This window comes from Saltatorellus ferox, from assembly GCA_007751475.1.
Lineage (GTDB): Bacteria > Planctomycetota > UBA1135 > UBA1135.
On the sequence record CP036434.1, the window covers coordinates 1,520,170 to 1,544,476 of the forward strand.

At 66.8% G+C, this 24,307-nt stretch carries 20 protein-coding genes; 13 read left to right on the forward strand and 7 right to left on the reverse strand.

The features are described 5' to 3' along the window. The first annotated feature begins 183 nt into the window (after positions 1-183). Positions 184-654: a thiol-disulfide oxidoreductase DCC family protein gene (locus tag Poly30_RS05560; RefSeq protein ID WP_145195115.1), complete on the forward strand. Its 471-nt coding sequence runs from the start codon at positions 184-186 to the stop codon at positions 652-654. Here Poly30_RS05560 and Poly30_RS05565 read toward each other — a convergent pair. Then, on the reverse strand, positions 640-2,736 hold the full coding sequence (locus Poly30_RS05565) for a serine/threonine-protein kinase (protein WP_145195117.1): 2,097 nt from the start codon (positions 2,734-2,736) through the stop codon (positions 640-642). The genes Poly30_RS05560 and Poly30_RS05565 overlap by 15 nt on opposite strands. Positions 2,737-3,033: 297 nt before the next feature. Between Poly30_RS05565 and Poly30_RS05570 the strand changes: the two genes are divergently transcribed. The 3 genes from Poly30_RS05570 (at position 3,034) to Poly30_RS05580 (ending at position 6,764) form a co-directional block, all read left to right on the forward strand. Beyond that, positions 3,034-3,864: a hypothetical protein gene (locus tag Poly30_RS05570; protein ID WP_145195120.1), complete on the forward strand. Its 831-nt coding sequence runs from the start codon at positions 3,034-3,036 to the stop codon at positions 3,862-3,864. 10 nt (positions 3,865-3,874) lie between these two features. Next, the gene (locus Poly30_RS05575; RefSeq protein ID WP_145195122.1) at positions 3,875-5,299 is read left to right on the forward strand and encodes a sulfatase family protein; all 1,425 of its coding nucleotides are present in this window, start codon (positions 3,875-3,877) and stop codon (positions 5,297-5,299) included. Between the two features lie 124 nt (positions 5,300-5,423). Further along, positions 5,424-6,764, forward strand: coding sequence for a hypothetical protein (locus Poly30_RS05580; protein WP_145195124.1), 1,341 nt, complete (start codon positions 5,424-5,426; stop codon positions 6,762-6,764). A 33-nt stretch (positions 6,765-6,797) separates the two neighbouring features. On the opposite strand, the gene Poly30_RS05585 is transcribed toward Poly30_RS05580, so the two are convergent. Then, positions 6,798-7,595 (reverse strand): response regulator transcription factor, encoded by a 798-nt coding sequence (locus Poly30_RS05585; RefSeq protein WP_145195126.1) that lies wholly within the window; start codon positions 7,593-7,595, stop codon positions 6,798-6,800. Positions 7,596-7,726: 131 nt separating this feature from the next. Between Poly30_RS05585 and Poly30_RS05590 the strand changes: the two genes are divergently transcribed. From Poly30_RS05590 to Poly30_RS05630, 9 genes are all read left to right on the forward strand, one after another. After that, positions 7,727-8,299 (forward strand): FUN14 domain-containing protein, encoded by a 573-nt coding sequence (locus Poly30_RS05590; RefSeq protein ID WP_145195128.1) that lies wholly within the window; start codon positions 7,727-7,729, stop codon positions 8,297-8,299. A 209-nt stretch (positions 8,300-8,508) separates the two neighbouring features. After that, entirely contained in the window at positions 8,509-9,126 is a 618-nt protein-coding gene (locus Poly30_RS05595; protein ID WP_145195130.1) for an RNA polymerase sigma factor, read from the forward strand. Next, positions 9,123-9,470, forward strand: a complete 348-nt coding sequence (locus tag Poly30_RS05600) for a hypothetical protein (protein WP_145195132.1) — start codon at positions 9,123-9,125, stop codon at positions 9,468-9,470. The genes Poly30_RS05595 and Poly30_RS05600 overlap by 4 nt, the downstream gene beginning before the upstream one ends. A gap of 45 nt (positions 9,471-9,515) precedes the next feature. Continuing rightward, positions 9,516-10,139 carry a periplasmic heavy metal sensor gene (locus tag Poly30_RS05605; RefSeq protein WP_145195134.1) on the forward strand — a complete coding sequence of 208 codons (624 nt, stop codon included), beginning with the start codon at positions 9,516-9,518 and terminating at the stop codon, positions 10,137-10,139. A gap of 362 nt (positions 10,140-10,501) precedes the next feature. Continuing rightward, the gene (locus Poly30_RS05610; protein ID WP_145195137.1) at positions 10,502-11,944 is read left to right on the forward strand and encodes a DUF1800 domain-containing protein; all 1,443 of its coding nucleotides are present in this window, start codon (positions 10,502-10,504) and stop codon (positions 11,942-11,944) included. A 47-nt stretch (positions 11,945-11,991) separates the two neighbouring features. Further along, positions 11,992-13,260: a DUF1501 domain-containing protein gene (locus Poly30_RS05615; RefSeq protein WP_145205962.1), complete on the forward strand. Its 1,269-nt coding sequence runs from the start codon at positions 11,992-11,994 to the stop codon at positions 13,258-13,260. Between the two features lie 188 nt (positions 13,261-13,448). Then, positions 13,449-14,936 carry a right-handed parallel beta-helix repeat-containing protein gene (locus Poly30_RS05620; protein ID WP_419191000.1) on the forward strand — a complete coding sequence of 496 codons (1,488 nt, stop codon included), beginning with the start codon at positions 13,449-13,451 and terminating at the stop codon, positions 14,934-14,936. Between the two features lie 152 nt (positions 14,937-15,088). Then, on the forward strand, positions 15,089-15,799 hold the full coding sequence (locus Poly30_RS05625; protein WP_145195141.1) for a phosphatase PAP2 family protein: 711 nt from the start codon (positions 15,089-15,091) through the stop codon (positions 15,797-15,799). A gap of 95 nt (positions 15,800-15,894) precedes the next feature. After that, a complete protein-coding gene (locus tag Poly30_RS05630) occupies positions 15,895-17,544 on the forward strand; it encodes an alkaline phosphatase D family protein (protein ID WP_419191001.1) in 1,650 nt (549 codons plus the stop codon). A gap of 74 nt (positions 17,545-17,618) precedes the next feature. Here Poly30_RS05630 and Poly30_RS05635 read toward each other — a convergent pair whose 3' ends face one another. From Poly30_RS05635 to Poly30_RS05655, 5 genes are all read right to left on the reverse strand, one after another. Further along, a complete protein-coding gene (locus Poly30_RS05635) occupies positions 17,619-19,238 on the reverse strand; it encodes a B12-binding domain-containing radical SAM protein (protein ID WP_419191002.1) in 1,620 nt (539 codons plus the stop codon). 50 nt (positions 19,239-19,288) lie between these two features. Then, on the reverse strand, positions 19,289-20,923 hold the full coding sequence (locus Poly30_RS05640) for a B12-binding domain-containing radical SAM protein (RefSeq protein ID WP_419191003.1): 1,635 nt from the start codon (positions 20,921-20,923) through the stop codon (positions 19,289-19,291). A gap of 367 nt (positions 20,924-21,290) precedes the next feature. Next, on the reverse strand, positions 21,291-22,580 hold the full coding sequence (locus Poly30_RS05645; protein ID WP_145195150.1) for a hypothetical protein: 1,290 nt from the start codon (positions 22,578-22,580) through the stop codon (positions 21,291-21,293). Between the two features lie 8 nt (positions 22,581-22,588). Then, on the reverse strand, positions 22,589-23,539 hold the full coding sequence (locus Poly30_RS05650; protein ID WP_145195151.1) for a hypothetical protein: 951 nt from the start codon (positions 23,537-23,539) through the stop codon (positions 22,589-22,591). A 32-nt stretch (positions 23,540-23,571) separates the two neighbouring features. Further along, on the reverse strand, positions 23,572-24,306 hold the full coding sequence (locus Poly30_RS05655; RefSeq protein WP_145195153.1) for a hypothetical protein: 735 nt from the start codon (positions 24,304-24,306) through the stop codon (positions 23,572-23,574). Position 24,307 lies beyond the last annotated feature (1 nt).

The following is a 24,307-nucleotide window of genomic DNA, read 5'->3' on the forward strand; positions in this document are numbered from 1 at the left end:
GGAGGGTAGTCGGAAGGCTCCGGTTCCTCAACGCCCTCACGCCCCTGGATGTGCCCTGGATGTTTCCCGATTCGGGCATGGCCCTCCCCAGGGCCCTGGATGGGGGATTCCCCTCGGAATCGGGCCCGAATTGGGGGCGGAAAATCGCAGCAGCTGACGCATCACGGCCCATAGTCACGGGCGATGGAAGCCCACGTCCCCACGTCGCCGGTCACCGCCGACCACCTGCCGCTGCTGCTGTTCGACGGCGAGTGCGGCCTTTGCACCTCCTCCGTTCGCTTCATCCTCGATCGCGACCGGACCGGGAAGCTCCGATTCGCCTCTCTGCAGAGCGACGTGGGCCGCAGCGCCGTGGCGAGTCGCGGGCTCGATCCCGATGAACTCTCGACGCTCGTGCTCATCGACGAGAAGGGAGAGATGTCGGTGCGGAGCACCGCCGCGCTCCGCGTGGCCTCGGAGCACATGCAGTTCCCGTGGCGCCTCGCCGGCGTCTTCCGGATCGTCCCGAGATTCCTGCGCGACGGCGTTTATCGCTGGGTGGCGCGGAATCGGCTGCGCTGGTTCGGGACCTCCGACGCGTGCCAGCTTCCGGCCCCCGGATCCGCCGAGCGCTTCGTCGGGACCGTTCCGGACGGCGGATCAGAGGACCTGTAGCTCGCCGAACTCCGGCAGGCTGCGCAGGACGTCGAGGTCCGTGTTCCGGGTCAGCTCGCCGCGCATGTAGTAGCCGCGGTCGCGGGCGCTCGTGAGGAGATCGATGGCGCGTCCGAGGTCCTCGGGCTCCTCGATGATCGCGTGCACGCAGGCGGCGTGGAAGCACGTGAAGCCGTCGCGCGGCGCGATTTCCAGCGCGGCGTTGATCTCGTTGCGCGCCTCGTCCGAGCGGCCGAGTCGCGCGTAGAGCATGGCGGTGTGCAGGCGGCCGTCGATGTCGTCGGGGACGCGCTTCAGGTGCTTGCGCCCGGCGGCGATACCGCTGTCCGCGGTCTCCAGCGCCTCTTCGTAGCGATCGAGTCGCACGAGCACGCCGTAGAGGTGATCGTAGGAAGCGATATGCGTCGGCTTGAGGCCGATCGCCTTCTGGAAGAGTCCGGTCGCGCTCTTGAAGTTGCCCTCCCGTGCGTAGATCGAGCCGAGGAGTCGGTGAGCGAACCACTCTTCCTGGTCACACTGCATCGCGAGGCGGTACTCGCGCTGGGCGTCGTCGAGGTGACCCGAGAGGTGGTTGGCGAAACCGAGGGCGGTGTGGGCGAGCGCGCAGTTGCTGTCGAGCGTCAGGGCCTTGTCGGCGTTCTCCCGCGCCTCTTCCAGGAAGGTCGGGTCGCCGTCCCAGAGCAGGTACTTGCGGACCATGGCTTCCCCGAGCACGGCGTAGGCGTTCGCGCTGAAACGGTCGCGCTCTAGCGCCTGGCGCAGGAGGCTCGTCGCGGAGATCACGTGCTTGGAGCGACCGCGGTGCAGCACCTCGCGGGCGCGCGTCACCAGGCGGCGTGCGTCATCGGCCTTGCGGCTGGAACGGATGGCTGGCATCTGCGAAGCCTGCATGAGCCTCGCCCGGAGAACGCGCATGCCGGCGCGAACCAGGTCCTCCTGCATGGCCCACTCGTCGTCATCCTTGGAGGTGACGCGGTCCTTGTGGACGATGCGCCTACCGTCCCGGGAGGTGGTGGTCATGATCTCGAGCCTGCCCACCTTGTTCTCGACCGACAGCGTCGCATCGAGCAGGAAGTCATAGGCGGCTCCATCCTCGCGCTCGAAATCGATATGAAGGTTCTTGTTGCGGGCGAGGGCGGCGGCGAGGTCCTTGCGGAGGCCGCCCGCCATGACGCTGCAGGACGACGGGTCCGCGCCACCGCACGCGATCGGGTTGAGCAGCAGTCTCCCGCTGAGCGCGATCGGTCGAAGCCTGCCGGTGCCGGTCATGTCTCCTTCGACCCGGCGGAGGTCCTGGAGCGCCTCGGACGCGTCGGCGTAGCGGTCTTCTGGCGCGCCCCGGAGACAGCGCATCAGGAACTCTTCGAGCGGCGGCGGGAAGCCCGAGCGGACCTCGGAAGGGCGCTTGCGGGGCGGCCCGTCGAGGATCGCCATGCAGACCTCGGGGAAGGAATCTCCCGGATAGGGGAGGGCCCGCGTCATGACGTGATAGAGCACCGACCCCAGCGAGAAGATATCGCTGCGAGCGTCGAGTTCGTCGCCGCGGACCTGCTCCGGGCTCATGTAGAGGACGGTGCCGACCAGCATGCCGTGCTGGGTGATGCTGGCCTCGTCGGCCGCGCGCGCGATGCCGAAGTCGAGCAGCTTCAGGTTGCCATCGTCCTTCAGGAGAATGTTGGCGGGCTTGAGGTCGCGGTGGATCAGCTGGCCGAGGTGAACGACCTCCAAGGCGGCGCAGAGCTGGAGCGCGACCCGCAGGCACTCCTCGTACCCGAGGCTCTGATCCTTGATGATCTTGTCGAGGGTCCGGCCCTCGAGGTACTCCATCGCGATGTACGACGTGCCTTCGAAGCGGTCGTACTCGAAGATCGTGGCGATGTGCGGGTGATCCAGCTTGGAGGTGTGCTTGGCCTCGCGATGGAAGCGCTGGTCGGCCTGGGGGTCGATCTCCGCGTGTTGACGCAGGATCTTGAGTGCGACGGTCCGCCCCAGCTTGGTGTCGACCGCCCGGTAGACCTCGCTGAGGGGGCCCTCACCGAGTCGGTCGGTGGCGGGGTCGAAGTCGAAGTGGGCGAAGCGCATTGGGCGGACAGGATAGTGAGGGGGAGGCCTGGAGCGTCCTACGAATCAAGTCCGTTGCTCCTGCGGGGTCACCCACTTTTTGTCGGTTTGCTGACGTGGCCCTTACATCGGGGGAGAAAGCGACCTCTACCGGAGATCGGCGGTCGCAGGGCGCGGGGTGAATCGGATCGAGCGCAAAGCCGCTCCAGGGTCAGGAATGGGCCGGAATGGCCCGGAATGGCCCGGAATGGCCCGGAATGGCCCGGAATGGCCAGGGGTGGGGGGGACACGGGCCGCCTGATCGGACAGGATGAGGGCATGGCGCCCCGCAACGAGACTGACCCGGCCGATCCCGCTGGTCCCACGGATTCGTCCGCCGCCGCCCCTCGCCGGGCGGCCCGGCCCCGCGCGGCGGCCGCCCTGCCGCCGCTGGAGCCCTTCGTCTCCTGGGATTTCGAGGCGCTCCGGCCGCCTCGGTCCCGGTCGGCGGACTACAACGAGCAGCGGCTCGCAGCCCGGAGGCGGCTCGAAGCCATCGCCAAGCACGCGGCCAAGGCGGCGCCCAAGGAGGTAAAACTCGAGGTCCGGACCTCGATCCACAACCCTTTCCCTGCGGTCAACGGCGGGCGGGTCGAGCGCCTCTGGGCCTACGTGACCCGTGACAAGGCGGCCAAGGCTCGCCTCCGGAAGACCCTGGGCGCCGACCTCGCCAAGGATCTCGACCAGGCCTACAAGAACGGCTACCTGTGCGTGGCGCTCGAGGCGGACGCGCTGGAGGTCAGCTTCCGGATCCACCAGGACGGCTGGTACGACGGGCGCAACCTTGTGAAGCGCGTGACCGCGGAGGGCGTGAAGCCTCTCCTCGCGATCCTGAACGATCTCGACGGCTACCGGCTGCAGCTCGCCGACTGGAAGGGCGAGTGGATCTGCGGCGAGATGGGGCCCGAGAAGCTCGAGGAGTTCTTCAAGTACTACGAGCCCGGCGAGCATCTCCTGTCGGTCCAGCGCCGCTGGCCCGCGACCGAAGCCGTGCGCAGCGCGCTCTTGACGCCGGAGGTGCCGCCGGTGCTGGTGGAGGAGCTTCAGCGGCTCCTGCCCGTCTTCCGATACGCGATGTGGTCCAAGGAGGCCGACTTCTTGTTCGGCTAGTGAAGCAACGTTGAAGTGGATTCGATACGTGGTGGTGGTGCTCCTGGTGCTGCTCGTGAGCATCCCGAGCTGCGGTCAAGAGGAGTCGCCGCGCGACGCACTCGCCGGGTCGCTTCGCGGGCGCTCGTTCGTGGTGGTCGTGGCGGATTCGGTGCACGCCGACCACCTCTCTGCGTACGGGTATCGGCGGAGGACGAGCCCGTTCCTGGAGGAGCTGAGCGCCGCTGGCGTGCGTGCGCGGCGGGCGCTCTCGCAGACCTCGTGGACGCTCTCTTCGGTCACGTCGCTCTTCACCGGTCTGGTCCAGGAGCGGCACGGCGTGCTGTGGCAGACCCAGATCCTCGGTGCGGATGGCCCGCGCACGCTGGCCGAGATGTTCAAGGAGGCCGGGTACCGCACCGTCGGACTCACCGAGAACGGGGCAGCGGGGCCCCGAACGGGCCTGGGTCGCGGCTTCGACCGGTACACCCTCCACGACTTCGACGTCGCACCGGAGGAGATCTTCGCGGAGGCGGAGAAGGCGCTCTCGACCTCGTTCATCGAAGGCGGAAGCCCCGTGTTTCTCTACGTACACATGCTGCCGCCGCACATGCCGTACACGCCGCCCGAGCCGTACGCGTCCATGTTCCGCGAGGTGCAGGGCAGCGACGTGACCGGCTCGATCACGGACGTCGCCGAAGTTCAGGCCAGCGGCGTGGCTCGCGATCACCCGGATGCGCTCCGTCTCGTGGAAACCTACGACGAACACGTGGCCTATATGGACGCACGCGTCAGGCGCCTGGTCGAACCACTCCTTCGGGATCATGGTGAGGACGTCTGCGTGCTCTTCACCTCGGATCACGGCGAGGGCTTCCTCCAGCACGGCGCCGTGGGCCACAACACCTTCGTCTACGAGGAGATGGTGAACGTCCCGTGGATCTTCGCTGCGCCTGGTGCGTTGCCCGCGGGCGTGGAACTTCCGAGCACCGTTTCGCTTCTCGACACGCTGCCGACGGTGGCGGAGCTCTTCGGTTTGCGAGCGCCGGCGCGGGCACTCGACGGTGAGTCGCTCGTGGGAACGTTCGCGGGCGTCGACGCGAAGTCGGTGGGGCGAGAGCTCGAGCCGCGGGAGCTGTATCTCTCCTCGCGCTATCCACTGGAGGGCAGGGGAGCCCAGTTTGCCCTCGTCGAAGGCAGGTGGAAGTTCGTCACGCGGCGGCGCGGAGCGCTGCCGCAGCTGTTCGATACGGACGTCGATCCCGAAGAGCAGCAGGATGTGAGCGAGGCGAACCCCGAGCGAATGGACCGCATGGCCCAGCGCATGGGGGAGATCCGGACGCGGCTGGTAGAGGAAGGGGGAACGGCGCTGTCGGAGCCGCTCAGCCAGACGATGCTGCGGGATCTGAAGGCGCTCGGCTACGGCGGCTCGGACCTGGAGACGGCGCAGCCGAAGTAGCCAGCGACGTTCAAAGCCGGGTCGGTCAGGTCGGTCGGGACGTTCCCGGTTCGCTGGCCGCCCAGGCCGCCGTCGCCCAGGCGGAGGCCGCGCATCGGTTCGCCTGGATGGTTAAGCTCCCGGGATGCTTCCATTCTTCGTCCAGGCTTTCGTCACGGTGGGCCTTCTGGCACCCACCTCTCACTTCCCCGACGGCAGCGACGGCGGGTCAGCGCCCACGCGGATCGAAGTCATCCAGCCCAGGCGAATCGTCACCCTGGACCGCGAGGGCCAGGTGCCCCAGCGCTCGCTGGGTGGCCATCCGCGGACCGTCGATGGAATCCTGCTCTTCGACGGCGCGACCGATGGCGATCGTCAGGTCGATCCTCAGATCGCCGTCGGTGGCGAGCACGTGCTGACGGCCACGAACGGCGGGCTGATCGTCTACAGCAAGGAGGGCGAATACGTGCTCGGCGTTCACCAGCGCGCCTTCGAGAACGGCATCGACCCCAAGGTTTTCTTCGACCGCCACAACGGCGTCTTCGGATTCGACCTCTGGGTCTACTGGGACGAAGCCTTGGAGAAGCCGGTCAACGTCTCGATCTCCGAGACGAGCGATCCGACCGGGGCCTGGAACACCTATCCGGTCCATACGCCCGCGGGCGTCGATGGGGGGGCGATCGGCTCGAGTCGGCGCTGGATCGGCTACTCGTTCCCCGGCGGTGAAGAGCGAACCTTCGTCCTCCGCACGGCGGAGATGAAGGCGGGGAAGCCCGCGACGGCGTATCACTTCCAGGGAAGCCTGGGCCATCCGGTGCTCGGCCAGGACGCCGTCGACCCGCTCTACTTCCTCGACGTGACGGAGACCGAGTTCGTCGTTCGCTGTGTGGAGAGTGACGAAGACGCTGGCGAGAACGGTGCGCCGTTGGCACGCCTGTTGGGACGGAGTGAACACGGGCTGGAGTTCGTGGGATTCCCGCCGCAGTCACCGCAGAAGGGCACGGACAAGAAAACCGCTTCCGGCGATCGTCGGCCGAAGAACGTGGTCCTCCAGGGCGGGCATCTGTGGTTTTCGCACACCGTGAACGTCGGCGGCCGCGCGGGCGTGCAATGGCATCAGATCCAGCTCGACGGGAAGGTCGTGCAGTCCGGTCTGCTGTCGAGCGAAACGTCGAGCTACATCCAGACGTCGCTCGCCGTGAACGAGCAGCTCGACGTGCTCGTCGGCTTCCAGGAGACGAGCCCCGAGATGTTCATCAGTCCCCGCCTCGCCTGGCGACGGGCCACGGATGAGCCGGGGACGCTACGTCCCATCGTCTCCCTCGGTGAAGGCAAGGCGGCGACGGAAGGCGGACCGTGGGGCGACTACAGCGGCTCGTGCATCGACGGCGACAACGGACTCGATCTTTGGACGGTCCAGAGCGTGACGGATGAGCAGGGGAAGGGCGACACGGTGGTCGCTCGCGTGCCCATGGAGCGTCGCTGACACCCGCTACCAGAGCCTACCGGGTGCCGGAACCTACTGGCCCTGCTCTTGCTCTTCCGATCGGGGGTTGCCGCTTGAAACCTCGCGGCGCACCGGCGTGCTCGGCGGGGGCATGGGCTGGATCTCGTCGCTGTCCTCGGGCCACTTCATCGTCATCCGGTAGCCCACGCCCCAGACCGTCTCGAGGTAGTGCGGGGACTCCTCGTTCGGTTCGACCTTGGCCCTCAATCGCCGGACGTGCAGGTCGACGGTACGGGCGTCACCTTCGAAGGTGTGGCCCCAGACCTGGTCCAGGAGTTCCTGGCGCGTCCAGGCGCGCCCCGGATGGCGAATGAAGAAGCTCAGGAGGTCGAACTCACGCGGCTTCAGCTTGAACGTCGTGGTCCCGCGGCCCGCGGCGACCTGGTCGGCGTCGATCCAGAGGTCGAGGTGCTTCACGAAGCTCCCCATCCCCGACTTGCCGGTGCGGCGCAGGATGCTGCGGACGCGCGCGATGAGTTCGGGGATATGGAACGGCTTGACGACGTAGTCGTCGGCGCCAGCATCGAGGCCGGCGACGCGCTGCTCGGGCTTGTCCATGCCGGTCATCATGATGATCGGGATGGAGCGGCCTGCGGCGCGTAGCTCGCGGCACAGATCGAGACCCTCGCCGTCGGGGAGAATCAGATCGAGCAGGATCAGGTCGCAGTGCGACTCAGCGGCGACGCGCGCCATGGCGAGCGTGGTGGAGACCTGAGCCTCGAATCCTGCGCTTCGGAGGGCGTCCAGGACGTCTGCTCGAAGCGTGGCGTTGTCTTCTACGACGAGAATGCGGACGGGGTGAGGAGGCATGGGGAAGGCCAGCGGCTGTGGGGACAGGCGGCAACTCCCAGTGTAGGAAGACGAACCGTGATGCGTGCGAGTGTTCTTGCGGGCTCACGTGTCACGTGCGACCATGAATAGAGCGCCCCAGGGCCTCCATCATGACAAACGAAGACATAGCGGTAGAGTCCGCGGAACAAGGCGAGGGTGGGATCGGTTCGATCGCCCTCTGGAAGAAGGCGCTCGTGGTTCTATCCCTCGTGCTCGGCTGCGTCGGTCTCGCCATGGGGAGTTCAGGCCAGGAAGATACGGGTGCGCGAGTGGCTTCGTCGGATGGGACGACGCTGGTTCAGCCCAGCGCTTTCGGCCCTGGAACCCCCGTGGGTGGCGGGATTCCCGCAAATGGGACGGAGGGCTCGGCCGCGCAGACGCTGTGGGCACCGCTCTTTGCGAAGGGCGGCCTGAGCTTCTTCATCGCCTTCTGCATCGGGTATGCCCTCAGAACGTTCCTCAAGGGAACGATGCTGGTGATCGGCGTCGTCGCGCTGGCGGTGTTCGGGCTCCAGAAGGCCGGACTCGTCGATAACATCAACTGGGAGAAGGCACAGGGCTACTGGGACAGCCTCACCGCCAACCTCGGTGAGCAATTCGACAGCTTCAAGACGTTCGTCTCGGGCAGCCTGCCTTCGGCTGCGTCCGGCGGGGTGGGCCTGCTCGCGGGCTTCCGCAGGTAAGGGCTCCTCACCCGACGAGGCAGTGTGGCCCACATGGCCGACGACGCCTCTCGACGTCTCCCCGCGTGCCTCATCGGGTTTGGAGTGCAGGGGGGAACGCTGCGCCAGAACGCCTGTGACCGGGAAAATGCGGTCCTTCCGGGAAGCCCTGGCAAGTTTTCGGATTCTTGGTCATATGCGAGGGCGACCCCGGTCATCACTCCTTTGACATGCCGTCCTTCCGCCTCCTCCCACGCGCCAAGAAGGCGCAGGCCCCAGAGCTGGAGCGGGAGATCCCGCCCGCCACATCTGCCACAGGCGTGGGGGGAAAGGCGGCGCTGATGGCCGCCCTGGAGCCTCTCCACGGAGATGCGTACGGCTGGGCGCTGGTCTGCGTCGGTGGGGACCCCGAGCGGGCCGCCGACGCGCTCCAGACGAGCTACGCGCGCATTTTGGCCGCGGAGGCGCGCCCGACCGTCGACTCGCCCATGCGAGGCTTCCTCTTCGGCGTCATTCGACTCGTGGCACTGGAAGAAAGGCGGCGCGACCGTCGAGCGCTGGATCTGTCCATCCGCCGCGCGGCGGCGGCGCCCGAACGCGACGAAGCGGCGGAAGACCCCGTCCAACGGGTCACTGAGCTCGAGGAGCACGGCCAGCTACGGGCGGCCTTCGCTGCACTGCCGCCGCGCCAGCGCGAGGTTCTGCACCTGACTTTCTACCAGGGCCTGAGCCTCCGGGAGGCTGCCGAGATTCTCGATCTCCACATCGGCTCCGTCCGCCAGCACTACGAACGAGGCAAGGAAGCGCTCCGTCAGCGCCTGACCTCGCAGCCGTCTTCCACACGATGAAGCACCACGACTCGAGTCTCGATGAGTTCTTCCAGGCGGAGCGCGCCCGCGACCACCGCGAGGCGCCTTCGTTCCGGGAGATGACCGAATCCCTGCCGGAACCGGAGGCTCCCGCAAAGCAATGGGCCTGGCTTCCACTGGCCGCGGCCCTCTTCGCTTGCGTCGCCGCCGGCGGCGCATGGTTCCTGCGAACGCCGATCGAGGTGGAGCAGATCGCGGCCGTGCCCGAGGCCTTCGAGCTCGACGCGCTCTGTGACTCAGCTCTGTCGGCTCTCACGGTGGGAGAGGAGGAGGCGCAGATGCGCGCCGCCACCGATTCCCTGCTTGTCACCGAGCCCTTTTGAGCGGGTTCCCGCTGATCCCACGCTGCCACGCTGCCCACGCTGCCCATGATGTCCTTCAAGCTTCTCCCGACGCTCCTGCTCTGCGCCGTCCCGCTCTCCGCCGTGGGCGGGCCGCAGCGCGAGGCGCGCACCTTCGAGCGCATGCTCCCGTCCCCCGAGCAGATCCTCGAGCACCTCGACGAACTGGGATTGCCCGACGATCGCATCGTCGAGATCCGTGAGGAGGCTCGAGAGCGGCGCGCGGAGTTCTCCGGTCTGAGGGCGACCCAGGCCGAGCTTCAAGCCGATCTGAGCGCCGCCATGGCCGGCGAACCCTTCGATCCCGTTCGTATCGAAACGGCCTTCGAGCGACTGCTCGACGTCGAGAACCAGCAGAAGCGCCTCCAGCTCTCGGGCCGTCTCGCGCTGATGGGGGAACTCGATGCGGCCCAGAGAGAGCGCGTTCGTGGCGCGGCCGTTCGCATGGCCGAGCTGCGAGTGACCCTCCGCGACACGATCGAGGAGATCCGCATCCTCGGCCGCGAGCTCCACGATCGGGGTGAGCCGACGCAGGCTATCCGCGAGCGCATGCGCCGCATCGAGCGGCAGATTCGAGCGGGTCGGCTCCGCGAGGCGGACCGCGCTTCCCGTGACGTCGTTCGCCACCTCCAGGACGCGCTGGGGCACTAGTGCCCTGAATCAGAAGTTCGTCGCATTAGTTTCGCCTGTTTCGCTCCGTAGCTGCGTTGCCGAACCTTGGACGGAACTACTGCTACGCACTGCGGTTCGGACGCCTTGCTACGAAACGAAACAGACTGAAACTAATGCGACGAACTTCTGATTCAGGGCACTAGTGCCCCGAATCAAAAGTTCGTCGCATTAGTTTCGCCTGTTTCGCTCCGTAGCTGCGTTGCCGAACCTTGGACGGAACTACTGCTACGCACTGCGGTTCGGACGCCTTGCTACGAAACGAAACAGACTGAAACTAATGCGACGAACTTCTGATTCAGGGCACTAGCGAGCCACTCTTTATCACCCAGCCGTACCGACCCATGACACCCTCCGCCCAGCAGTCGTTCACGTCGACGAGTCTCCCTGGCTCGATCGCGGTGGCCCCGAGCCCCTCCTCCGACGTCCTCGCCCTCGTTCGCCGGGGCACCTTCGGATTCTCCGTGCCTGAGTTCGAGCGGGCCAGCGCCATGGGGTTCCACGCCTGCCGCGCGGAGCAGCTCGCGCCCGCGTCGATCGACGACAGCGCGCTCGACGGACTGCTCGCTTCGTACTCGAGCCTCTCGATGGATGTCCCGACGCTCGTCGCGACGTTTCCGCAGAGCGGCGGTGGCGATGCGTTCGTGGCAGGCGAACTCCGAAGCGCGCGGGTCCTCCGCGCTCGCCATTCGAAGCGTCAACTCCTCGAGCGGATGGTCGAATTCTGGACCGATCACTTCAACATCGACGGCAACTCGGGCCCGCTCCGATACCTGAAGACGGTCGACGATCGCGAGGTCGTCCGCGCTCACGCGCTGGGCCGGTTCCGCGATCTTCTCGGAGCGTCCGCCCGAAGCGGAGCGATGCTCTACTACCTCGACAACTACACCAACGTCGTGGGCGCGCCGAACGAGAACTACGCGCGCGAACTGATGGAGCTGCACACGCTCGGCGTGAGCGGTGGCTACACGGAGATGGATGTCCAGGAAGTGGCGCGCTGCTTCACCGGCTGGACGCTGCGTCTGGGTGGAGCCTCGGCCGGGGAGTTCTTCTTCCGCGCCAGCGATCACGACACAGGACCGAAGTCGGTGCTGGGTCAGCCCATCCCCGCGGGCGGCGGAACCACCGATGGAGAGACGGTGCTCGATCTCCTCGCGACGCACCCGAGCACGGCGGCCCACCTGGCCAGCAAGCTCTGTACGTACTTCCTCTTCTACAATGCGCCTCGGTCCGCGGTCGATCGGGTCGCAGCACGATTCCTCCAGACGGGCGGAGACCTCGCCGCGACGATGGAGGAGGTGCTGTGCCGCGAGTCCTTCCGCGGTCTGCCGATCGAGTCGACGTACAAGCTGAAGCGACCGTTGCACCTCGTGATCTCCGCGCTGCGCGCGACCGACGCGACGACGAGTCAGCCGATGGGCCTCATCGAGGAGCTTCGCAAGCTCGGCCATGTCCCCTTCGCCTGGGGCGCGCCCAACGGCTACCCGGACGCGCTCGGCGCGTGGGGATCGAACCTTCTGCCGCGCTGGTCCTACGCCTCGGACCTGCTCGACGGCCAGGTCAGCGGCACGCGCGTATCGTCCGCGTCGCTGAACGCGCTCCTCGGCGGCGTGCCTCCTGCGATGGTGGCGGAGACGCTCGACGCGCGCCTGTTCGGTGGAACGCTCGCGGCTGTCGACAGGGCAGAGCTCCAGGCCTTCGTCAGCGGTGTTCCCGTCTGGAACGGAGCCGCCGCGCGCGAGGCGATCGCCCTCGCGCTGTCGCTGCCGAGCTTCCAGTTCGTCTGATCCCTGGCTTCACCCTCCACCCTCGCCGACCTGCACCCTCCGCCGTCATGTACCTTCAGCCCAAGAACGAATGCGCCGAGTACGCGCGCCTTTCCCGCCGCGGATTCCTCGGAGCGAGCGCCGCGGGCGCGGCCGCGCTCTGCTCTCCGCGCCTCGCCTTCTCGAACTCCCGCGGATCCGGATCGGCGCGGCCGACCGTCATCGGACTCTTTCTTCGGGGCGCGATGGACGGGCTCTCGGTGGTCGTGCCGTACGGAGACTCCGATCTCTACGTGCACCGGCCGACGCTCGCCGTGCCGCCGCCGGGCGCCGCGAGCGGAGCGCTCGATCTCGACGGCTTCTTCGGTCTGAATCCGAACGCAGCGGCGCTGATGCCAGCGTACCAGGCCGGGACCCTCGGCTTCGTTCACGCGTGTGGCTCGACGGATCCGAGTCGGAGCCACTTCAGCGCGATGCAGTCGATGGAGACCGGCACTCCCGATCACCCCGGCAGCGGGGAGGTTTCGGGCTGGCTCGCGCGGCATCTGCAGTCGGTGGCGCCCTCGGGATCCGGCGTTCTGCGCGCGATTTCGGTCGATGAGCTTCTGCCGCGCGTGCTGGCCCTGGCTCCGAGCAGCCTGCCGATCCCCGAGCCCGCGGACTTCCTGTTCCCTGGAGCGGCGGTCAGCGCAGCGGCGCGTCGGGACGCGCTCGAGGGGGCGTACGCGGCCACGATCCCGCCGCTCGCGCCGGCTGCGGTGAGTTCCCTGGAGGCCATCGACCTCCTCGGGGGCGTCGATTTTGCGGGCTACGTGCCGGCGAACGGTGCGGTCTACGGGGCGGATCCCTTCAGCCAGGCGATGCGGAGCATCGCGGTGCTGATCAAGGCGGGCATCGGCCTGGAGGTCGCGCACTACGACTACGGCGGCTGGGATCACCACAGCGCGCAGGGGCCGATCCAGGGAACGCTCGCGGGGATGCTCGCGAGCCTGAGCGAAGGGCTCGCGGCGCTTCGGCTCGACATGCAGGGTCGCGAGAGCGAGTACGTCCTCTATGCGAAGAGCGAGTTCGGCAGGCGCGCCGCCGAGAACGGCAGCGCGGGAACCGACCATGGGAGCGGCGGCATGATGATGGTGATGGGCAAGGGCGTGGTCGGCGGCCAGGTGCATGGGAGCTGGCCCACGCTGCAAGCGGCCGCGCTCGACGAGGGAGACCTCGCGGTGACGACCGACTATCGCGACGTGCTCGCGGAGATCCTGACGAACGCGGTGGGAGGGACGGACCTGTCCTACGTGTTCAGCGGCCATGCCCCTACGCCGTTGGGCGTAGTGCTATGAAGCATGGGGCGCACATGCCGGCGGGCGAACGTTCGCTCGCTAGATATGACCGAACCAGGACCAGGGCGTGGGCCGTCTTTCATGGCCGAATGACACGACCGTAAGCGGCAAATCGGTGGTGGTCACCTAGGTTGGGTTTCACACGACGGCGCGCTCGGATGCCGTCGAACTCAATCCCGGAGACTGCCATGAAAGCACCCCTTTTCCTCGCCCTCGGCTTCGGCTGCATGGGGCTCACCCAGGCCGCCGACCTCTTCGTCACCAGCGGCTCCAGCGTCCAGGCGGCGATCGTCTCCGCCAGCGATGGCGATCGAATCTTGATCGGTCCGGGGACCTACGTCGAGCAGCTCGATCTACTGGGTAAGGCGATCGAGCTGATCGGGACCGCAGGGCCCGCGTCGACGATCATCGACGCGGATCTCGCGGGGATCGCCGTTCGCATGACGAGCGGGGAAGGTCCGGGTACGGTTCTCCGCTCCCTCACGGTCACGCGTGGTTCGGGCGGTTTCGGTCCGGGTGGCGTCGTGACGAACGGCACTCCGCTGCTGGAGGACTGCGTGATTCGATCGAACGTCGGTCGGCTGGGGGCCGGGGTGAGCGGCAGCCCGACGATGATCCGCTGCCGCATCGAGAACAACGTCAGCAGCCTGAACCACGGCGGCGGCGTTTACGGCGCGCCGACCATGATCGACTGCGTCGTGCGCGGTAATCGATGCACCGGCGCACAAGGGGGCGGGCTGTACCTCACGGGCGGAACGGCGAGCCTGAGCGGCTGCCAGATCCTCTACAACGGGGCGGTTCTCTCCGGGGGACGCGGCGGCGGCATCGCGGTGCACTCCAGTGCGACCGTGACGATCGATCGCTGCGTCATCGCAGGGAACCTCGCGTCCGGTTCCAACGCGGGCGCCTACGCGGGCGGCATCTGGGCAACGCCGAGCACCACGATCACGCGCAGCACGATCGCCTTCAATCATCTGGGGGCGCCCGCGAACCACGGCGGCGGGATCTACGGTGCGGCGTCGCTCGTGGACTGCATCGTGTACGGCAACGACCTGCCGCAGATGGAAGGCGGTCCCACGGCGACGTACAGCCTGATCGAAGGGGGCGCGCCTGGCGCGGGCAACATCGACGACCTGCCGATGTTCTGGGACGAGGCGAACCTCGACCTGCATCTGATGGCAGGCTCCGCCTGCATCGATACCGGAGACCCGAACAGTCCGCTCGATCCGGACGGGTCGCGCGGCGACATGGGCGCTCTTGCCTTCGACGCCAGCTACCTCCCGGGCCCCGTCGTCGAGTGCACGGCGGCGATCAACTCGACGGGCCAGGGCGCATCGATGGGCTACTCCGGGTCCTGGAGTCTGGCGGCCAACGACCTCGTGCTCCAGACGGTCTCGTGCCCCACGAACTCCTTCGGCATCTACTTCATGGGGGCGGATCCGCTGATGCAGCCCGTCACGCAGGGCTTCCTCTGCATCAACGGGACGCTCACTCGGCTGCCCGTCAGCCAGGCGACTCCGGCGGGCTTCATGGAGCTGCCGTTCGACCATCAGGCGCTGCCCGCGGGCGGGCCTGCGCTGCTGGCGGGCTCGACCTGGCGCTTCCAGCTCTGGTACCGGGACTTCGGCTCGCTCTCACGGTTCAGCGACGCGCTGGCCGTCACGTTCGTGGACTGATCGCTTCGCGGTCGATTCATGGGGGACGCTCTGGTGATGAGCGTGGAGGGGAGTGCCGTCGAGGCTCTCCCCTCTTTTCTTTAGACCGGCTTGAGGCCATCCTGCTCTGCTCTTGCCTCTGAATCCGACCTGCACCTGCCTCTCCCTTCTCGATGACGACCCTTTCTTCTGACCTGCGGTGGTACCGCCATCCGGGTACCGCCCTCGTGGTCGTTGCGCTCGGAGCCCTTGTCTTTTATCTGATCGCGACCGGCGTCGGTCGCGGTCGCTCCGAAGGGCTGGACGAGTCGATTCTCCTCTGGTTTCGGGCCGCCGGAGACCTGAACGATCCGATCGGGCCGATCTGGGTCGAGGAGGCGATGCGGGATGTCACGGCGCTCGGCGGCCTGACGGTGTCGGCGATGGCGATCGGGCTTCTCTTCGTGATGGAGCTATTCGTCGGTCGGCGGAAGGCCGCGCTGTATCACTTCGTGGCGATCGCGGTGGGGCTCGCCCTCACGTTCTACCTCAAGGACTTCTTCCAAAGGCCCAGGCCCGAGCTGGTGCCCCACGAGGCCCGGGTGCTGACCAAGAGCTTCCCCAGCGGGCACGCGGCCACGGCGGCCCTGACCCATCTGACGATGGGCGCTTTTATCGCGCGGGACTGCGTGCAGCGGCGCTCCAAGGTGCTCGCGATCGCAGCCGCGTTGCTTCTGTCGGTCTCGGTCGGCATCAGCCGCGTCTACCTGGGCGTTCACTGGCCCACGGATATCTTCGCAGGCTGGGTTCTCGGCGCCTCGTGGGCGTGGGCCGCATGGATCATCGAGGGCCATCTCCGTCGGCGTGGAACGCTGGAGCCGCTGCGTTCGAGGGGGGAGTCTTGAGCGCCTTCTCTCGCCGTCTTTCGTTGGCCTGCCTCGCAGCCGCAAGCCTCGCGAGCTGTTCGCGCACCGTCGTCGATCTTCGGGAGCCGTGGCCGGTGATTGAACCGTCGTATCCGAAGGAGGCCAGCCTCGACTACCGCCCGCGGGCGGGAATGGCGCACGTGGCCCTTCCGCGCTTCGACGCCGCGCGCGGCGAGTTCGCGGGGCAGAGTCGCATCTGGATCAAGGGCTCGGAGGAGCGGTCCAGGGCCCGTATCGATGGGCGCGAGGACGTGGAGCTGGGCCCGCCGTTCTTCACCGCGATCGTCGAGGTCCAGCCGGGGATTCACCGGGTGAGCTTCGGTGAGGCGGACACCGAGGATATCTCGGTCCTGGCGCCGGCGGCGGACGCGTTGAACGCACCGAAATCGACCGTGATGCTGCTCGGCTACGGATGCTTCGATCCCTTCGACCTCGACACGTCCGAAGAGCGTCGGGGCGAGGTCTTCGTCAGCCCGGGGGATGGCACCGGCAAGCCAGGGGCCAAGGACGACCGCTACCCGCGCTTTGCCGCCATTCGCAGGGTCCTGCAGCTCGTGGCCAAGGGCGGCCTGAAGGGCGTGCCAGGGGCGGACCTGGTGCTGGGGGGAGGGGACCAGGTCTACGTCGAACCGGTGCATGATCGCTACGGCGAATTCGGGGACAAGCACCCGTTGTCGGCGTGGACGGTGGAAGCGATGCCGCGTCCGCGACTGAGTCTTTCGGGTTTCTATCGCTTCCTGGACGTGACCTACCGAGCCTTCTGGTCGTTCGATTCGATGGACGAGGTCTTTCGCACGGTCCCGACGGTGCTCACCTGGGACGATCATGAGATCCGCGATGGCTGGGGTTCCCAGGGCGATGAACACGTCTACCTCGATACGTTCTACGCGGCTGCACGCGAGGCGTTTCTCGCGCATCAGTTCGCGCGCGGGCCCATGGGGGAAGACGCGCACCGGGGTGGCTTGCGGGCTTCGTTGCATCAGGCGTTCACTCTGCACGGGATTCCGATCTTCGTGATGGATCAGCGCAGTGCCCGGGACGTTCACGTCCCGCAGGTCCTCGGATCGGAGCAGACCGATGCCCTCAAGGAATGGCTCCACGGGATCGATCCCACGGAGCAGCCTGTCTGCGTTGTCGTGTCGCCCCTGCCGATGCTCTATCGGGTGTCCGGCCTGGCCGAGCGCGTGGTGGCCTTCGACGAGGCCAACGTGGACGACATGCTCGACTCGTGGAACTCCACGGCGAACGAAGCAGAGCTGGACCAACTCATGATCGAGCTCTCCCGCGCCTACGATCGAGGGGTGCGCCCGCTGCTCATCAGCGGCGATATGCACACGAGCGCGCTCTTGAGCGCGAGGCGCAAGAGAAGCCCGGACGGCCCGTCCGAGGTCTTCGTGCACGAGATGGTCGTGTCAGGTCTCGCGAGCGTCGTCGACGAGTCGAGCTGGAAGTTCGAGCTGGCGAAGGAGAACAGCCTCACCGGCGGCGACGTCGAGGTCGGCGACGAACTCATGAACTTCGAAATCGGCCTCTCGCGACCGGTTCCGAACTTCGGCGGTCTGGAGATCCGAGACGGACGAGTCCACGCGCACGTGTTCCAGGCCCAGGATGAAGGCGTGGTGCACTTCCGCGTGCCATTGGGCTACGGCCTGAACGTCGAGCCGCTCAGCGAACGGGTCGAGGCCGGTCGCGAAGTGTTCGATGCCTCCACTTTCCCACGCTGAGCGCGTTCTGCTCGGAGTCTTCCGCTGCGCGGACGTTCGCCGTCGGAGTCCCGCTTCTCGTAACACAGAGGAAATCAGGACGACGAGCCCGCGGCGATCGTCGCCTTGTTCTGCTCGTAGGTCTCGGGCTGGAGCTGGGCGTATTCCTCGGAGAGGTTCTCCTGGGTCTGGCCCGTCGCTCGCACGTAGAGGTCGAACAGCTTTTGCTCCACGGGGAACGTGTACTTGCCCGCCTGGAGACGCTTGCCCGCCATCTTGGAGAGGGCCTTGCGCATCCACATCGGGCCCTCCTGCACGTGCATGTCGTAGATCGCCGCCGTGTTGTTGTAGCGGGCCCACGTGTTGCGGATCGACTCCGGCAGCGGCGTGTTGTGCGAGTTGTACTTGTACTCGAAGCAGCCGCCCCAGTCCTCGAAGGTCGTGGGGGCCTTGTAGCCGTCCTTGACCGCCTGATCGAAGTCCGCCGTGCCCGGGATCGGACGGAACGGATAGACGTCCGAGCCCGCTTCGGGGTAGAGGTACTTCAGGTGCGCCGCCTGCTTCAGCGTCGCCGCCATCGACTCCTCGGTCTCGCCGGGGTAGCCGATGATCCAGAACGTACCCGGCGTGATCTTGCGCTTGACGAGCTTGCCGACCGCGATCGGGATGTTGTCGATCCCGATATGCTTCTTGATGCGGTCCTGCATCTCCTTGGTGCCGGTCTCGGCGCCGAGCCAGAGCAGGTGGCACTTCGACTCCTCGAGCAGATCGAGGGTCGACTCCTTGTACCGCATGATCGTCTCGATCTCGATCGTGCCGTTCCAGTGGATCGGCACCTTCAGATCGATGAGGCCTTCGCAGTACTCCTTCGTGCGCTTCTCGGCGACGCCGAAGTTGGCGTCCTGGAAGCGGAGCACGTCGAAGCCGAAGCGCTGCTGGAGTTCGGCGGTTTGCTCGGCCAGCTCGCGGCCCGAGATCGCCTTCCACCGGCGGCCCGTCAGCTGCGGCGAGCAGCAGAACGTGCACGGCTCGGGGCAGCCGAAGCTGGAGAACATGCTGAAGCCCTTGGGCGGGTTGTCCGGCGTCCACTTGCCCGGCAGCGGGAAGCGGTGGCGGACCTTCATGTTGCCCGACGGCGCGAGCTGGAGCGCGACGTAGCGGTCGTACTCCAGGAGGTGCCACGGGACCGGCTCGAACTTGTCGAAGCCCACGACCGCGCGGTGCGGCGTGTAGTGGGCCTTGCCGTCCTTGTTGATCGCGAGGCCGGGGACGTTCTCGAGGCTCTCGCCGGCGGCGAGGGCGTTGCAGACGTCCCGGAACGTGAGTTCCCCCTGGCCGATGCCGACGGCGTCCGCGATGCCGTGCTCGATGTACATCTCGGGCGTCACGCTGGGGAACCAGCCGCCCCAGATGATGGGCAGGTTCGGGTGCTTCTCGCGCACCATCTTCGCCGCCACGTAGCCGTCGTAGACCTGGTACCCGAGGATGCAGGACGAGGCGAAGAGCAGCGCGCCCTCGCAGGCCTCATCGATCTTCCGGAGGTAATCCGGCTCGATCATGGCGTCGATCATCACGACCTCGAACCCGTCTGCGACGGGGCCCGAGGCGATCTGAAGAAGTTCGAGCGGCAGGAGGTCCGCGCTGAACCGCTCACCGCGCGACGGATCGGCGCGGTGCGGAAGGAACAGGACGATCTTTTGCTTGCGCTGGATCATGGAATGGACGGTGGAAGCGATGATGGGGGACGCGGCAAGAACGGTGCGGCTCAGGCACTCGGACGGGAGTACACAGGAGCGCTCGTGGTGACGCCCGCGGTCTGGTCGATGCCCGGATGCATGACCTCGTGGGCCGCTTTCCCGAGTTTGTCGGCCCTCGTTTGTTTGGTGAGCTTGACGTAGGCGTGGAACGCCTTGTGCTCGATCGGGAAGCCGTAGCGCCCGCTCTTGAGGCGCCACGCGGAGACCTTCTTCAGGACCGCGCGGAACCACTCCGCGCCCTCCATGGCAAGGCCGTCGTAGAACGTCGAGGCGACGCCGTAGCGCTTCCAGGTCCGAAGGACGTCCTCGGGGATCTGGATGTCGTCGAACTCCTCGCGGTACTCGAGGCAGCCGCCCCATTCTTCGAGGGTGCGCGGCGCCTGGTAGCCGAGGCGCACGGCCTTGTCGAAGTCCTCGGTGCCCGGAATCGGGCGGAACGGGAAGACGTCCGACGCGGCGCGCGGGAACTTGAGCTTCATCTCGGCCGCGCGCTTGATCGTCGCGAACATCGACTCCTCGGTCTCACCGGGGTAGCCGATGATCCACGAGCAGCCGGTCGTGATGCCGCGGTCGTACATCGCCTTGAGGCTCGTCTCGAAGTGATCGGTATCGATGTTCTTCTTGATGACGGCCTGCTGCTCTTCCGAGCCGGCCTCGGCGCCGAGGCTGACCATGTGGCACTTGGACTGCTGGAGCTTGTCCAGCGACTCCTTCTTGTAGCGCGCGATGGTCTCGATCTCGTAGCAGCCCGACCACCAGAACGGTGAGCCCGCTTCGATGAGCGTGTCCGTGAACTCGTTGGACCGCTTCTCTGCCACGCCGAAGTTGGCATCCTGGAAGCGCATCACGTTGAAGTTGAAGCGGTCGTGCAGCTCGAGCAGGCGCTCGGCGAGGTCCTTGCCGCCGATCGCCTTCCAGCGCCGGCCGGTCACCATCGGCGAGCAGCAGAACGTGCAGGGCTCGGGGCAGCCGAAGCTGGAGAAATAGCTGAAGCCGCGCACCGGCGTACCCGCGGGCATGTCCCACGGATCCGGATACTTGTGCCGCATCTTCCACGGCCCGGCGTTCTGCTGGCGCTCGACGTACTGCTCGAAGTCGATCAGGTGCCAGGGCGCGTCGGGGAACTTGTCGAAGCCGACGACCGGACGATGCTCGGTGTAGAGGATCTTCCCCTCTTTCTCGATCACGAGGCCCGGGACCTTCTCGAGGTCCTCGCCCGCGTCGATCGCGTGCACGACGTCGCGGAAGGTGAGTTCACCCTGGCCGAGGCCGACCGCGTCCGCGATCCCTTCCTGGAAGTAGAGCTCCGGCGCCACGCTCGGGAACCAGCCGCCCCAGATGATGGGGAGGTCCGGGAACTTCTGGCGCACGGCCTTGGCCACGCGCGCACCATGGGCGACCTGGAAGCCGAGGATGCAGGACGACGCGTAGAGCAGAGCGCCGTCGCACGCCTCCATGATCCGCTTCATGTAGTCGTCGTGCACCATCGCATCGATGATCACGACCTCGTAGCCCTCTTCGACCGGCCAGGCGGCGATCTGGAGGAGTTCCAGGGGCAGCAGGTCGGCGGCCACGCGTACCCCCTCGTCGGGATCGGCCCGATGGGGCATGAAGAGGACGATGCGTTTCTTGCGCTGGATCATGGCTATAAAGGGGACGCGGGGGGCGAAGCGGACCCTTCCCTCTTGGATCGGCTCATGCATGGGTGCGAGCGTCAATCCATTCAGTTGATCCCAACTTCGAATCTCGACCCTGCCCACGTCGAGCCAGAATCTTGGCTCGCCCTGCCCCTAAAGATACCCGGTTGCCGCGCCAGGGGGGAGTGATCTTGAGCGGGCCCGAATCGCCTTGACGGCGGCCGACGCGCGATTGGCAGCGGTCGGCTGACGCGGGCCCCGCTCCGGGGCGAATCCAGGGCCGGCTACGGCACCCAGTGTCCCGATACCCAGTGTCCCGATGTGAAGATTCTCTTGGGTCCCAATGAGGGACCCGAGAGGTCCCCGCGACGCCTCAGTAGGTCTCGAGAACCCAGGCCTGCCAGGCCAGGTCGAACTCCCGGTAGTTCATATCGAGCACTTCCTTGAACACGAGCCGCTGCTCATCCTCGAAGCGAGAGTAGTCGTCGTAGCCCTCCGCGTTCTTGAGGCCCGAGAGGCGATCGAAGTACTTCTTCACGAACTCGGGGTGCACCGTCATCATGTAGTCGAAGATCGACCAGGTCATGAAGTGGTGATCCAGCTCCAGCTCGGCGAACGTACGCAGGTTGATGAGCGACGCGAACGTCGGCGCCTTGCCCGAGGAAACGATCTTCTTGGCCTCCGGCTTCCAGTCCGCCTTGCTCGACATCTCGGCCGCCGCGCCCTCGGCGGCGTCGAACGTGTTGAACTTCGGGTTGTACTGGCGCTCGAACCAGTGCGCGGCTCCCTCCGTGATCCACACGGGCATGTCGTAGGAGTAGTGCTTGTACCCGTTGATCATGTTGTGGGTCAGGTTGAAGACGAGGTGCCCATGCAGCGACTCGTCGACGCGAAGCTTGCCCTGGTCCGTGTGGATGATCACGGTCTGGGTATCGCGCGGGATGATGTTCCACCGCTGGCTCAGCTTCGTCGTCAGGCCCAGTCGGTCGCGCAGGTAGGTCTTGGCCGCGCCCTCGCTGGGCAGCAGAAGCACCTCGTACTTGCCGATCTGGCCGAGGTAGGGGCCGGTGCCCATGTACTTCGTCGTGCCGTTCCACAGCGGCTTGTTCTTCGCGAAATCCTCGTCCGTGACGCCCAGCATGGCCTGAATGTCCGCGTAGTGCTTCTCGCAGCGGCGCGCGTACAGGTGAGCCCGAATCCACGGATCGAGCACGCGGGTTCGAGGGTCGATCTCGTCACCGAAGATGGGCTCCATCTCCGTCAGCTCCGCGCGGATCTTGTCGCGCTCCGACTGGGTGACCTTGACCTGGGGGAGGGCCACGCCGATCTGGAAGTGCGCGGTCTCGATCCAGCGGATGTCGAGGTAGCTCAGGAAGCCGTTCGTCTCGACGGTCGTGTCGGGGGGCGGGCCGAACTCGAAGCCTCCCATCGACACGTAGCCCGCGGCCTTCATGTACTCCTCCTTGCCACCCCGCGTGTACGGATCGTTGGCCGGATCACCCAGGGGCTTGGTCTTGTCGAGCGGCTTCTGCGCGAACGCAGCGGGCGCACCGACGGGAGCGAAGCCCCCGATCACCATGCCCGCGGCCAGCACAAGGCCAGCGCGGAACGGCAGTCGACGTGACGTGAGTCGAGACAGAAGCGGGGAGTCAGCGAAAGTCATGGGCGGAATCAAAGTCGGGCTTTCCACTTGTTGGCGCGTTCGATCGCGTCGAACGTCGAGAGCTTGTCGAGCGGCTCGTCGCCGTCGACCATCATGCGCAGCGCGTTGACCGCCGCGACCTTCACGTGGTTCGCGGTGTCATCCAGCGATGGAAGAACGGAGCGGGCCTGGGCTTCGGTCCCCGCGTAGGCGATCAGGCGGAGCGCCGCAACGCGCCGGGAGATGTCCGGATTGGCGGAGGGCGAGAGGGCTGCCTGGAGGCCCTCGGCGACCGTGGAACCGGCCTCCTTCGCGCGCCCAGCGGCTTCCCGCAGCGTCTCGCGCCAGGCCGGCCAGACCTTGGAGCCCGCGAGGTCGAGGCAGTGATCGAGGCTCGCCGTCGATCCCGTCGCCAGCGTGAAGATCGCGGCGCGATCGACCTCGTCCTCGTGGAGCTTCTTGGCTTTCTTGGCGTCGGCGGCCTTCTCCTTGACGTCCTGGAAGAAGGCTTCGGCGCGATCCTTCAGGCCCGGATCGCCGAGGACGGCGAGGCGGCGGAGAACGCACATGCGTAGCTCCGGGGAGCGGTCGTCCAGCGACTCGGCGAGGAGCCTCGTGTGCTCTTTCGTGGTGACGAGGTCCAGGGCCGAGCGCATGCGCTGGATCGCATCCGACTTGCTCTCCCTCGCGATGGCGCGCAGGAGAACCGGGGCGGCGGCGGCGCCTTCCTGCTCGATCTCGGAGCGGCCCGCTGCTTCCATCTCGTCGCTCTGGGCGCTGCGGATCTTCGCCACCGACTTCTTCACGGCAGCGACGTCGCGCGGCTCGGGCCAGGCGGTGGCTTTCTCGCCGGCTTTCGCGTCGGCGCTGTCCTGGAGGATCGCCGTCACAGCTTGTTGCGTCGAAGACAGGGAGAGGGCCAGTGCGGGCGCAGGGGCGGCGAGCCCGAGCAGGGCGGCGGTCAGGGTCGTTCGGAGCATGGGAATTCGTGCGGGTGGTCTCGGGGTCGGGGCTACTGCTGCGACGGGTTGGGCTTGTAGAGCACGATGGGAGGGATGATGTGCTCCCAGGCTTCGTCCGCGATCTCCACGGGCAGCGTATCGATCGCGGATTGGATCAGATCCTGGCTGGCCTCGTCGGGAAGGTAGGGGATGTCGTAGCGCTGGATCGTGATCTCCGTCCTCGGCGTGAACGTCTCACCGTCCTCGACGTTGGTGGCGATGAGCTTGAAGAACGTCCAGGCGGCCGGAGACTCGTGCAGATCCGAGTAGGTGCCCGGCTCCATCTCCATGGATGCCTTGAAGGGGATGAGGCCCACTTCTTTCCAGGTGCCGGTGAGATAGTTCGCTTCCGGCGCGTCTTCGGGGAACTCGCCCGTCTCCCGGACGGCGGCGAGGACGCGCTGGGCTTTCTGGAAGGCCTGCTCGCGCGCTTCAGGATCGAGGGCGGCGCCTGCCACCATCGGGAGCACGACGTTGGCGAGGGCGGCTCGGCGGTGACTTGCTTCCGATAGATGGGGATCGATGAGCTTCATCAGCGGCACGAATTCATCGATGGCCGACTTGTGGACCGGCATCCCGCCGATCGTGAACGCGACGTCGTCGGGGTACGTGCCCGGGGCCACCCTGACGATGGGGGACGGCGATTTCGAGGAGGCCTTCGGGGCGTGCGGGTCGTCGCAGCCGCCGAGGCCGGCCGCCGCGAAGAGAGCGCCGGCGGCGATCCATCGGGAAGTGAGGCGATTCATG

What these genes read in the sequence shown, in the direction of transcription:
- Poly30_RS05560 (WP_145195115.1), top strand. Translation starts at nt 184, where the DNA reads ATGGAAGCCCACGTCCCCACGTCGCCGGTCACCGCCGACCACCTGCCG.
- Poly30_RS05565 (WP_145195117.1), bottom strand. Translation starts at nt 2,736, where the DNA reads ATGCGCTTCGCCCACTTCGACTTCGACCCCGCCACCGACCGACTCGGT.
- Poly30_RS05570 (WP_145195120.1), top strand. Translation starts at nt 3,034, where the DNA reads ATGGCGCCCCGCAACGAGACTGACCCGGCCGATCCCGCTGGTCCCACG.
- Poly30_RS05580 (WP_145195124.1), top strand. Translation starts at nt 5,424, where the DNA reads ATGCTTCCATTCTTCGTCCAGGCTTTCGTCACGGTGGGCCTTCTGGCA.
- Poly30_RS05585 (WP_145195126.1), bottom strand. Translation starts at nt 7,595, where the DNA reads ATGCCTCCTCACCCCGTCCGCATTCTCGTCGTAGAAGACAACGCCACG.
- Poly30_RS05590 (WP_145195128.1), top strand. Translation starts at nt 7,727, where the DNA reads ATGACAAACGAAGACATAGCGGTAGAGTCCGCGGAACAAGGCGAGGGT.
- Poly30_RS05595 (WP_145195130.1), top strand. Translation starts at nt 8,509, where the DNA reads ATGCCGTCCTTCCGCCTCCTCCCACGCGCCAAGAAGGCGCAGGCCCCA.
- Poly30_RS05600 (WP_145195132.1), top strand. Translation starts at nt 9,123, where the DNA reads ATGAAGCACCACGACTCGAGTCTCGATGAGTTCTTCCAGGCGGAGCGC.
- Poly30_RS05605 (WP_145195134.1), top strand. Translation starts at nt 9,516, where the DNA reads ATGATGTCCTTCAAGCTTCTCCCGACGCTCCTGCTCTGCGCCGTCCCG.
- Poly30_RS05610 (WP_145195137.1), top strand. Translation starts at nt 10,502, where the DNA reads ATGACACCCTCCGCCCAGCAGTCGTTCACGTCGACGAGTCTCCCTGGC.
- Poly30_RS05615 (WP_145205962.1), top strand. Translation starts at nt 11,992, where the DNA reads ATGTACCTTCAGCCCAAGAACGAATGCGCCGAGTACGCGCGCCTTTCC.
- Poly30_RS05620 (WP_419191000.1), top strand. Translation starts at nt 13,449, where the DNA reads ATGAAAGCACCCCTTTTCCTCGCCCTCGGCTTCGGCTGCATGGGGCTC.
- Poly30_RS05625 (WP_145195141.1), top strand. Translation starts at nt 15,089, where the DNA reads ATGACGACCCTTTCTTCTGACCTGCGGTGGTACCGCCATCCGGGTACC.
- Poly30_RS05635 (WP_419191002.1), bottom strand. Translation starts at nt 19,238, where the DNA reads ATGATCCAGCGCAAGCAAAAGATCGTCCTGTTCCTTCCGCACCGCGCC.
- Poly30_RS05640 (WP_419191003.1), bottom strand. Translation starts at nt 20,923, where the DNA reads ATGATCCAGCGCAAGAAACGCATCGTCCTCTTCATGCCCCATCGGGCC.
- Poly30_RS05645 (WP_145195150.1), bottom strand. Translation starts at nt 22,580, where the DNA reads ATGACTTTCGCTGACTCCCCGCTTCTGTCTCGACTCACGTCACGTCGA.
- Poly30_RS05650 (WP_145195151.1), bottom strand. Translation starts at nt 23,539, where the DNA reads ATGCTCCGAACGACCCTGACCGCCGCCCTGCTCGGGCTCGCCGCCCCT.
- Poly30_RS05655 (WP_145195153.1), bottom strand. Translation starts at nt 24,306, where the DNA reads ATGAATCGCCTCACTTCCCGATGGATCGCCGCCGGCGCTCTCTTCGCG.